Genomic DNA, 9,659 nt, shown 5'->3' with positions numbered 1-9,659 from the left:
TCGGACCTTGTATCCCTTGAACTCCTTGTGGTCCCGTTGCTCCTGATGGACCTGGTACTCCTTGTATACCTTGTGGACCTTGATCTCCTGTTGCTCCTGTTACACCTTGAGGTCCTATAGCTCCCTGTATACCTTGTGGGCCTTGATCTCCGGTTGCTCCCATTATTCCTTGAATCCCCTGAACACCTTGGATCCCTTGCTCACCAGTTACTCCCGTCGGACCAGGGATACCTTGAATTCCCTGTGGCCCTTCTGGACCTGTTGGGCCAATTGGCCCTTGAATTCCTTGTATTCCTTGTAGCCCCTGCGCACCTGTTTCTCCTGTACTTCCTGTCGGACCGGTTAGCCCCTGACCTGTTGCTCCAGTATTTCCAGTTGCTCCTGTTGGTCCTGTTGGTCCTGTCACCCCTGTACTTCCACTCGGTCCACCCCCAGGACCTGTTGCTCCTGTCGGGCCAGTTGGACCTGGAGGGCCTCCTGAAGGTCCAGTTATCCCTGTTGGACCTGTTATTCCTGTCGGGCCTGTAATCCCTTGACCTGTTGCTCCTGTTGTTCCCGTACTTCCACTCGGTCCCTCCGTCCCTTGGATTCCTTGCACTCCTTGAATCCCTTGTGGACCTGTTGCTCCCGGTATCCCTTGCACTCCTTGGATTCCTTGAGAACCCTCAGGTCCGGTAGCTCCAATCGGACCCTGTAATCCCTGTACACCCTGTATCCCTTGTACTCCAGTCGTACCTGTTGGACCAATGGGCCCTTGTAATCCTTGCACACCCTGTAAACCTGTCGCTCCAGTTTCTCCTTGTGGTCCTCTCAATCCTTGTGGCCCCTGCTGTCCTTCTGGTCCAGTTGCACCTATTGGCCCAACTGATCCTTGTATCCCTTGCACACCTTGAGGTCCTGTCGGGCCCATCTCCCCCATCGGACCTTGTAATCCTCTTGGTCCTTGAGGTCCTGTTGGGCCTTGCGGACCGGTTGGACCAGTAATCCCTATACCTGTAAATCCAGTTGGAACAGGGGGGAAAGTAGGCCCAATAAGTTCGGGTGGAATTCTAAAATTAGAGCTTAACGAATTTTGCTTCCGATTATTATCACGATTCTTCACACTTTCACCACCTACAAACCGTCTTTTTCATAATAAATAAGCCTCTTCTTAATCTATTTACAAAAATAATTTCCAAGACTATTTTTATTTTAAATAATAAAAACTCCCTTAATTCCTTAAGGGAGTCCAGCAATTGAATCCATATTATCTGTATTCGGGACAGCTTGCGCTATACTCGATGCATTTACACTTTGCCCCATATTTGTTCCTGTTACAGTACCAGCAGGAGTACCTCGTGTATATGTTGTCGTCACAGAATCACCCGGCTGTAAACAAAGCTTCGTCTCTGTTCCTATTACTGTAACAACATCAATCCAAGTACATCCCATTGAACCACTATACGATTTCGTAGCAGTAAATGAAGTATCACTCAAATTGTCACCTGTAAATATATTCCCAGTATTATTAACAATAACAAACTCTTTTATATGCGCAGGCATAATTACACTCTACCTTTCCTCTACGAACCTAATGTACGTGTACTCGTTGCTAATGGCGGAAGGAATACTGATGTTCTAATCACCGCTTCTGGCTGCCTTTTTCCATTTAAAAAAATAGCCGCACTCGATCCTCCAGCACCCGCGTATATTTTCGCTACAGCTAAAGGTGAGATATCATAACAGTCGCCGACATTGACAGCTCCTGTATTATTAATAATTTTTACTTTACGCAAATTAATCCCCATTTCCCCCTCCTCCTTTTGTATACTGTATGCAAAAGAAAAAAACTTGAAACAGACTCGTTTCAAGTTTTTAGTAATTAACTATTTCATTTCGCCTTCATATTGAAGCATACCGCCAACCATATTCACTGTTTTAAATCCTTGCTCATTTAAATAATGGCATACATTCTCACTGCGCATTCCCGAACGGCAAATAAAGATATATTCATTCTCTTTATTAAAGAAGTCTACTTTATTTGGGATATCACCCATTTTAATATGTACCGCTTCTGGAATTTTCCCTGCTGCTACTTCTTCATCTTCCCTTACATCTACTAAAAATAACGTTTCTCCATTTTCTAAACGTTCTTGTACTTCTTCTGTTGTAATTGTTTTTACTTCTGTCATATGTCGTTCCTCCTTATATACAATAAAACCTTTCGTTTCTTCTTTAAACAACCATTTCTAATCAATTTTAGCATGCAAAAGAAGGAACGCAAAGAATGGAGAATTTATTTCTCAATTTCTCCGTAAAACTTATTCTTTACAAACATCTCTATCGCATTGTATCCTCAATATACTTATTTTATGAAAGGAGTCGATTAAAATGACACTTTTTCTTTTCATTATGAGCATTATTTTTTTAACCGCCGCAATTATTGTACTCAGCATGAAAAATAATAAAAAGTTAAAATCTCCCCAAGAAATGTCATTCTTATTTCTATTACTTAGTATAGCGTTCTTCGGTATAGCAATCGCTACATATATTTTCCGTCTACAAATCATGTAAAAAAAGGTGCCTACTACACATATTGCACCTTTTTCACATCATTTATTTTCTACACAAAACTAGACACTTTCCGATTTAAAAATTCATAAACTTTCTTTTCAAATAAATGAATATCTAACGCTCCCGCCATATGCCCATTTATACTTTCTATTTCATAGACCTCCGCATACTTCCCTTGTTTTTGCAAAATGTCTACCATTTTATAATTGTAACGAGACGGCTGAAGTAAATCTTGTTTACACGGAATCATAAGTACATTCGCTTCTATGTTAGAAAGAGCCTCTTCCAAAGAAGAAAATCCATGCGCAATATCATGCAATAAAACTGCTTTCGCAGTGTACATCCACGAATTTGCATCTACTAACTCTATACTTTTGTATGTCACTTTATTTATCTCTTTCTCAAATGATGTTAATGTAGAAAACTTTTCATAAGGTTCTACCTCAATACTGTTACGAGGAAATTCCGTTTCATAAAAATGCTCATCAAAAGCGTTCATAAACATCATTCTGTTTGCTAAATGAAGCCCCTGCATTGGCTGTGTTTCTCCATATTTCCCGCCCTTCCAACTTGGATCTAGTTGAATTGCTTCAATCGCATTTTGCGCTACATTTACTGACGTTATAATTGGATTTTGCGGGTTCGTAATAACGCCAATCATTCGCTCTACCATATGAGAGTAGTGAACAGCCCATTGCTGCGCAATCATTCCACCCGCCGACGGCCCTATTACAGCATGTAACCTTGAGATTCCCATATTTTTTATTAACTCATATTGTATACGAGCTACATCAAGAAAGGTAAACACAGGGAAATCCATAACATATTCTTCCCCTGTTTCTGGATTAATCGACTTCGGTCCCGTTGTAATTACATACGGGTTCTTCACCTGTACATTACAAAGATTATCAGTACATATAACAAAATATTTATTTGTATCAATCGCTTTTCCAGGTCCAATTAGCCCATCCCACCAACCAGACTCCTCATCATGCACAGTATATTTTCCTGCTGCATGACTTGTTGCACTAAAATAATGACAAACCAAAATGGCATTTGACCTTTCTCTATTTAAAATACCATACGTCTCATATCCCATTTGAACAGGAATTTCCCTACCATTTTCAAATGTAAACTCATTTAATGCAAACTTCTCTTTTTTTACAATTTGCACAGACTCTCCCTCTTCCCGTTATAGTATGAACTGCTTACTAAAGGTTTTTTTCTATGCAAATCAATCTCCTTCTTCTTTTCATAAATAAATGAATAATATACAAAATTAGCCACAAAATAGCACTATATTACAAAAATCAAAGAGGGCATACATATGATTTGGAATTGGCTACGTAAGAAAAAAAAATCAAATTCAACAGAGACAAAAGAAGCAGATAACCCGAAGCAGCAGCCTAGTAATCAAGAGATTGTGAACAAAGATCAGACTAGAAGTATGAAACATAATAAAGGTGATAGTAGCGAGCAAAAAAAATCGAAACAAGATGATTACTCTCATAAGAAACAGCAAAATTCTAAACAAGATGATCCTTCTCATGAGAAACAGCAAAACTCGAAACAAGACGATTCCTCTCATGAGAAACAGCAAAACTCGAAACAAGACGATTCCTCTCATGAGAAACAACAAAACTCGAAACAAGACGATTCCTCTCATGAGAAACAACAAAATTCTAAGCAAGACGACTCTTCTCATGAGAAACAACAAAATTCTAAGCAAGACGACTCTTCTCATGAGAAACAACAAAATTCTAAACAAGACGACTCTTCTCATGAGAAACAACAAAATTCTAAACAAGACGACTCTTCTCATGAGGAACAGCAAAACTTGAAACAAGACGATTCCTCTCATAAGAAACAACAAAATTCTAAACAAGACGAAGCTTCTCATGAGAAACAGCAAAACTCGAAACAAAATGATTCTTCTCAGAATAAACAACAAAGCTCTGGAAGTAATAGTATTTATGATTTTTCGAAGCCAGAAAAAGACCGTATTCATTCACTACAAGATTTAATAGAGAAGCTCAAGAAGTCTAGTGATTTTGTTAATTATCACACATCTGATGATGAAACGATGCCATATTGGATTTCTTACTATCGTCCTTCACTTGATGGGGAGAAATTGCAAAAGTATTTAATGCCTACTCTTTTGGAACGACCTAATGCTTCACTAGAAGAACTGAAGGAACATATTCCGATGAGTGGTATCACAATTACGAATGACTTACAAAAAATTGAGGACATGGTTTTAAAAGGACATGCAATTATTCAATTGAAGCAGCAAGATCAAAAATGTATGCTTGCAAACATTGCAATTGATAATTATCGTGCACCAACCCCTCCTTTAAACGAATCAACTGTTATTGGGCCACAAGAAGGTTTCGTAGAGGATATTGATACAAACATTAATTTAGTTCGAAAACGTCTTCCTGTTTTAGATTTACAAACAAAAGAAATGATTATCGGCGAGTTTTCCAAAACAAAAGTTGTCATGATGTATTTAGACAACCTCGCTGAAAAAGATAATGTTGATTTTCTCGAGGAATCACTACGCGCTCTTGAATATGATCAAATTAATGATAGTGCTTATATACAAGAATTGATGGGTGAAAAATCGATTTTCCCTCTCTATATCAATACAGAACGTACTGATAGAGTTACAAAAGCACTAATTGATGGAAAAATTGCTATTTTTGTGGATGGTTCTCCAAGTGTTCTACTAACACCTGTATCCTATTTCGATTTTTTCATTTCACCTGAAGACTATAACGTCTCCTGGATGTACGCTACATTTTCAAGGATTTTAAGATTAATCGCCGTTCTATTTTCAATCTGCGCTACACCGTTATACGTTGCAGTTTTAAATTATCATTATGAACTTATTCCAAGTGATTTACTTGAAACTTTGATTTTATCAAGGGCACAAGTACCATTCCCACCTTTAATTGAAGCACTCTTTTTAGAACTAGCAATCGACTTACTGAGAGAAGCTGGCGCGAGGTTACCGATGAAAGTCGGTCAAACGCTCGGTATTGTAGGCGGTATCGTAATCGGGCAAGCATCTGTACAAGCTGGTTTAACGAGTAACATTTTATTAATTATCGTTGCCTTATCAGCACTCGCTTCCTTTATTACACCTATTTATAAAATGGGTAATGCGGTTCGATTACTACGCTTCCCGTTTCTCGCATTTGCAGAAATAGGAGGACTTTTCGGGATTTCTCTTGGATTTATCTTCTTATTTACTCATCTATTCAGGCTTACGTCCTTACGTAAGCCGTACGCTTTGTTTTATCCGACAAGACAACAATCCGTTAAAGATTCTTGGATTCGTTTCCCTTTAACAATGATTGATACAAGAGATGTGCAAGCAAGACCACAACATGTAAAAAAAGCAGCGAAAGGAATTTCAACAAAACATAGATCTGACTTTGATGATTAAGAAATGAGGTGCATTGATGAGTAAAGTTCAAGAAAAATATCAAATATCTCCTATCTTCGTTTTCTTCTTAATTCACGGTGCACAGTTCGGTGCTGGCGTTCTCGGCTTCGCTCGAATCATCGCAAAGGCCGCTGGATACGACGGATGGATGGGCGTTCTAATCACAGGACTCTGTATTCACCTCCTTATATGGATGATGTATTTTTTAGTAAAAGAAACAAACGGAAATTTAATTGATTTACAAAGGCAAACGTTTGGAAAGTGGATAGGGAATGTCTTTAATATCATCTTTGCAGCTTATTTTTTAATCGTCAGTATTTCGGTTATTCGAACGTATGTCGAAATTATTCAAGTATGGATGTTTCCTACCGCTTCCACCTTTATGTTAACACTCTTTTTGTGCTTAGTTAGCTATTACATTATCTCTTCTGGATTTCGTGTAATTACCGGTATTTGCGTCATCTCTGTTGGTGGTACATTAGGATATTTATTTCTAAGCTTATTCGTTTTGAAATATTCACATTGGGAGAATTTACTACCTATATTCACCCATTCTTTTTCAGACATTTTAAAATCCGCTCAACTGTCAATCTACAGTATGACCGGTTTTGAGATTTACCTCATGGTGTATCCATTTGTGAAAAAGCCTATGCAATCTCATAAATACGCTCAGCTTGGAGCACTATTTTCAAATCTTCTATATCTATTTAGCACCCTTTTAGCCTTTGCATTTTTTAGTGAAAAACAATTGTTAAAAACGATATGGGCCCAACTTTCTATGACCCAAGTCATTCAATTACCATTTATAGAAAGACTCGAATATATCGCAATTTCAGGCTATGCACTCGTTATTATTACAAGTTTTATCCTCCCTTTATGGGCGTCAATGAGAGCAACTCACGAAATATTCCGTGTAAAACAAAGAGGTATTTTAATCGCTTTTATCATTATCACTCTCATTGTTTCGCAACTTTTAACAAACAGACAAGATATTAATAACTTTATTAGTAATGCATCAAAAGTTAGTTTTTGGCTCATTTATGTATACATCCCAATCCTATTTATTATTGTGTGGGTGAAAAGAAAATGGAAAAAATCAAAAGCACAAGTAAATTAATACTTATTTCTTGTATAACATTCTTCAGTTTAACCGGATGTTTACAAAAAAATATTATAGATGATGTACAACTTATTCAAGGAAGCGTTTTTGATGTAGCAAAAGATAATAAAGTAAAAGTGACATTCGTTTGTCCCATTCAGAAAAAAGGAAATAAAGTTCAAGTTTTTGAAGGTAGCGCCAATGCGGTAAAACAAGTAAAAGCAGACACATCTTTAGAATCTTCTCAACCGTTTGCTAGCGGACAAATGCGTGTCGCTCTATATACTATAAGACTTGCCAAAAAAGGAATGTCTACTTCATTCGATACATTACTTCGAGATGTGAATATAGGGAACGCTTTATATGCTGCTTTGTTAGAGGGGAATGGTACTGAACTTTTAAAAGGCAAATATACAACCTCATACAACGTTGCAATTTATATAAAAAAGTTGCTAGAACATAATATGGAGACCGGTCCTTTACCAAGAGATAATCTGCATGTAGGAGCATTCCGTTATTATCAAGAAGGACAAGACTACTATATTCCAATTTTAAAGAAACATGGTGATAAAATAAAAATCACCGGAATTGGTCTTTTTAAAAAGGATAAATATATCGGTAAAATTGCGCAAAAAGATATGTTCATATTTAAAGGACTGTTAGAGAAACATAAATTAGATTCACATGAATTTAAAACAGATTCTGCGTACGTAATGATTAATAATATTCGTTCTGTTCCAACTTACGATATAAAGATTAAAAACGGAAAGCCTTCTTTTTTCATTCACGTTCATCTTGATGCACGTATTCAAGAACTATCGAAACAAATTAACTTAGAAAATAACAAGAACACAAAAAACATTGAAAAAAATGTCCAAAAACAATTGGATGTACAGGCTGCCAAATTAATTAAGCAGTTCAAATCTTTAGGCGTCGATCCCCTCGGGCTAGGAGCAAAATATAAACACCATTATCGCCCATTCAAATTAGAAGAGTGGAGACAAATGTACAAAGATGTTCCGATTCATATAAAATACACCGTAAATATTACAAATTCTGGTGTGATTGAATGAGAAATGATTGAACTCCTCTCTCCGGCATGATACAACGGATAGAGGAGTTTTTATTTTAGATAGAGAGAGAAGATATTTATGGGGGAGCTTATGTCTAAAAAATTAGTAAAGCCTATTTTAAACGGTATTTTATTTCTCGGCGTCTTTTTATTTGCTCATACATACTTAAAAAATGTTTCCTTCACACGTTATTTACTTGTCGTTATACCGATGTTACTCGTTGGTATGTTCGGCATCGACCTTTTTTTATCCATTTTAATAAAAAAAGAAGAATAACGAGCGAGGATGTCTCATAAGTCGAGATTTTTGACTAGATGACATCCTTTTCATTTTCTATTTTGGAATCAGCGCTACAGTACATGAATTTATATCAACGATTTTTCAAATATATCTACCATAACTCAAAATATATCAACGATTCGACACAAAATATCGATTTACCAACAAAAATTGACAATAGTAACAACCCATACTAAGAAGAGAATGTTTCAATATATTTTTAGAACATCCTTTTTTTATTTAATAATCACCTTATGTTACAATGAAATTCGGCACAAAGTGAGAAAGGATGAAACAACATGATAAACGAAAAAGGTTTAGATAAAGGGTACGAGCTTGTTGCAAAAATGCATGAAGATTTCGGACATCCTGTAACAAATACTCCAACAAAACTAACAGAAGAGCGCGCAAAAATCCGTGCAAGTTTTATGCAAGAAGAGCTAGAAGAATTTCTAGAAGCAACTACTGTTGAAGATCAATACGATGCACTTATTGACCTTATTTACTTTGCATTCGGAACGTTTGCAGAAATGGGCGTACGTCCAGATAAAGGATTCGAGATTGTAAACAACGCAAACATGGCAAAACTATTCCCTGATGGGAAACCTCGATTCCGTGAAGGCGACGGCAAAATTTTAAAACCAGAAGGCTGGCAAGCACCAGAACCACAACTTCGAGCTGAAATCGAACGTCAGCGCCAAGAAGCTGAAAAAAACTGCTAGGATTTCCTAGCAGTTTTTTATTATGTCTTTTTTTCTGCAGCTCATTAATGACCCACGTGCCCCGCGTGTCCTGCTGCTCCACTAATACTAGCTGCTCCTGCTGCTGCCCCTGCTCCTCCTGTTCCCATTCCACCTGTCCAAGGAGAAGATTGTTGCTGTTGTTGATATTGCTGATATTGTTGGTGCTGCTGGTGCTGTTGGTGCTGTTGACCTTGGTGTCCATGATGTTGGCCTTGGTGCCCATGATGACCGTGTTGCCCTTGATGACCTTGGTGATGGTGGTGACCTTGGTGTCCATGATGTTGGCCTTGGTGGTGATGTCCATGGTGACCATGTTGGCCTTGATGAGTTTGATAAAGAACAGCTTGCGGATGAATGTGGTGGTGACCGTGGTGATGTACTTGTTGTTGGTGATGTACTTGTTGTTGGTGATGACCATGATGGCTGTGTTGACCTTGATGGTGGTGATGACCATGATGGCC

The 9,659-nt window shown here is 37.7% G+C and carries 11 protein-coding genes and 1 pseudogene; 6 read left to right on the top strand and 6 right to left on the bottom strand.

Translation table 11 applies throughout. From position 1 onward, the window contains the following. From JDS81_RS30820 to JDS81_RS29465, 4 genes are all read right to left on the bottom strand, one after another. A partial coding sequence (locus tag JDS81_RS30820; protein WP_199688676.1) for an exosporium leader peptide-containing protein occupies window positions 1-1,102 on the bottom strand: 1,102 nt, incomplete at its 3' end. A gap of 116 nt (window positions 1,103-1,218) precedes the next feature. Continuing rightward, complete coding sequence (locus JDS81_RS29475; protein ID WP_001110863.1) at window positions 1,219-1,542, bottom strand: hypothetical protein; 324 nt, start codon at window positions 1,540-1,542, stop codon at window positions 1,219-1,221. Between the two features lie 20 nt (window positions 1,543-1,562). Beyond that, complete coding sequence (locus JDS81_RS29470) at window positions 1,563-1,787, bottom strand: spore germination protein (RefSeq protein WP_000512461.1); 225 nt, start codon at window positions 1,785-1,787, stop codon at window positions 1,563-1,565. 78 nt (window positions 1,788-1,865) lie between these two features. Further along, on the bottom strand, window positions 1,866-2,171 hold the full coding sequence (locus JDS81_RS29465) for a rhodanese-like domain-containing protein (protein ID WP_000141215.1): 306 nt from the start codon (window positions 2,169-2,171) through the stop codon (window positions 1,866-1,868). Between the two features lie 199 nt (window positions 2,172-2,370). Between JDS81_RS29465 and JDS81_RS29460 the strand changes: the two genes are divergently transcribed. Next, window positions 2,371-2,553, top strand: a complete 183-nt coding sequence (locus JDS81_RS29460; RefSeq protein WP_000171892.1) for a hypothetical protein — start codon at window positions 2,371-2,373, stop codon at window positions 2,551-2,553. Between the two features lie 49 nt (window positions 2,554-2,602). On the opposite strand, the gene JDS81_RS29455 is transcribed toward JDS81_RS29460, so the two are convergent. Continuing rightward, window positions 2,603-3,727: a homoserine O-acetyltransferase family protein gene (locus JDS81_RS29455; RefSeq protein WP_097873171.1), complete on the bottom strand. Its 1,125-nt coding sequence runs from the start codon at window positions 3,725-3,727 to the stop codon at window positions 2,603-2,605. A gap of 153 nt (window positions 3,728-3,880) precedes the next feature. On the opposite strand from JDS81_RS29455, the gene JDS81_RS29450 reads away from it, so the two are divergent. The 5 genes from JDS81_RS29450 (at window position 3,881) to JDS81_RS29430 (ending at window position 9,177) form a co-directional block, all read left to right on the top strand. Then, window positions 3,881-6,004 carry a spore germination protein gene (locus tag JDS81_RS29450; protein ID WP_199688675.1) on the top strand — a complete coding sequence of 708 codons (2,124 nt, stop codon included), beginning with the start codon at window positions 3,881-3,883 and terminating at the stop codon, window positions 6,002-6,004. Between the two features lie 16 nt (window positions 6,005-6,020). Continuing rightward, window positions 6,021-7,121, top strand: coding sequence for a spore germination protein (locus JDS81_RS29445; protein WP_097953517.1), 1,101 nt, complete (start codon window positions 6,021-6,023; stop codon window positions 7,119-7,121). Then, on the top strand, window positions 7,091-8,176 hold the full coding sequence (gerHC, locus tag JDS81_RS29440) for a spore germination protein GerHC (RefSeq protein WP_088055568.1): 1,086 nt from the start codon (window positions 7,091-7,093) through the stop codon (window positions 8,174-8,176). Before JDS81_RS29445 ends, gerHC begins: the two co-directional genes overlap by 31 nt. A gap of 90 nt (window positions 8,177-8,266) precedes the next feature. Next, the gene (locus JDS81_RS29435; protein WP_141499513.1) at window positions 8,267-8,452 is read left to right on the top strand and encodes a hypothetical protein; all 186 of its coding nucleotides are present in this window, start codon (window positions 8,267-8,269) and stop codon (window positions 8,450-8,452) included. 302 nt (window positions 8,453-8,754) lie between these two features. Continuing rightward, the gene (locus JDS81_RS29430) at window positions 8,755-9,177 is read left to right on the top strand and encodes a pyrophosphohydrolase domain-containing protein (RefSeq protein WP_097953519.1); all 423 of its coding nucleotides are present in this window, start codon (window positions 8,755-8,757) and stop codon (window positions 9,175-9,177) included. 44 nt (window positions 9,178-9,221) lie between these two features. Here JDS81_RS29430 and JDS81_RS30670 read toward each other — a convergent pair. After that, a pseudogene (locus JDS81_RS30670) lies at window positions 9,222-9,659 on the bottom strand (hypothetical protein); the annotation flags it as partial.

This window comes from Bacillus cereus group sp. N31, from assembly GCF_016483245.1.
Lineage (GTDB): Bacteria > Bacillota > Bacilli > Bacillales > Bacillaceae_G > Bacillus_A > Bacillus_A toyonensis.
Note: the sequence above shows the minus strand (reverse complement) of the source record. Positions and strands in the feature narration are given on the sequence as shown.

Excerpts from the sequence above, each read along its gene's own strand:
- gerHC (WP_088055568.1), top strand. The coding sequence starts at position 7,091 with ATGGAAAAAATCAAAAGCACAAGTAAATTAATACTTATTTCTTGTATA.
- JDS81_RS29435 (WP_141499513.1), top strand. The coding sequence starts at position 8,267 with ATGTCTAAAAAATTAGTAAAGCCTATTTTAAACGGTATTTTATTTCTC.
- JDS81_RS29430 (WP_097953519.1), top strand. The coding sequence starts at position 8,755 with ATGATAAACGAAAAAGGTTTAGATAAAGGGTACGAGCTTGTTGCAAAA.
- JDS81_RS29470 (WP_000512461.1), bottom strand. The coding sequence starts at position 1,787 with ATGGGGATTAATTTGCGTAAAGTAAAAATTATTAATAATACAGGAGCT.
- JDS81_RS29450 (WP_199688675.1), top strand. The coding sequence starts at position 3,881 with ATGATTTGGAATTGGCTACGTAAGAAAAAAAAATCAAATTCAACAGAG.
- JDS81_RS29475 (WP_001110863.1), bottom strand. The coding sequence starts at position 1,542 with ATGCCTGCGCATATAAAAGAGTTTGTTATTGTTAATAATACTGGGAAT.
- JDS81_RS29460 (WP_000171892.1), top strand. The coding sequence starts at position 2,371 with ATGACACTTTTTCTTTTCATTATGAGCATTATTTTTTTAACCGCCGCA.
- JDS81_RS29445 (WP_097953517.1), top strand. The coding sequence starts at position 6,021 with ATGAGTAAAGTTCAAGAAAAATATCAAATATCTCCTATCTTCGTTTTC.
- JDS81_RS29465 (WP_000141215.1), bottom strand. The coding sequence starts at position 2,171 with ATGACAGAAGTAAAAACAATTACAACAGAAGAAGTACAAGAACGTTTA.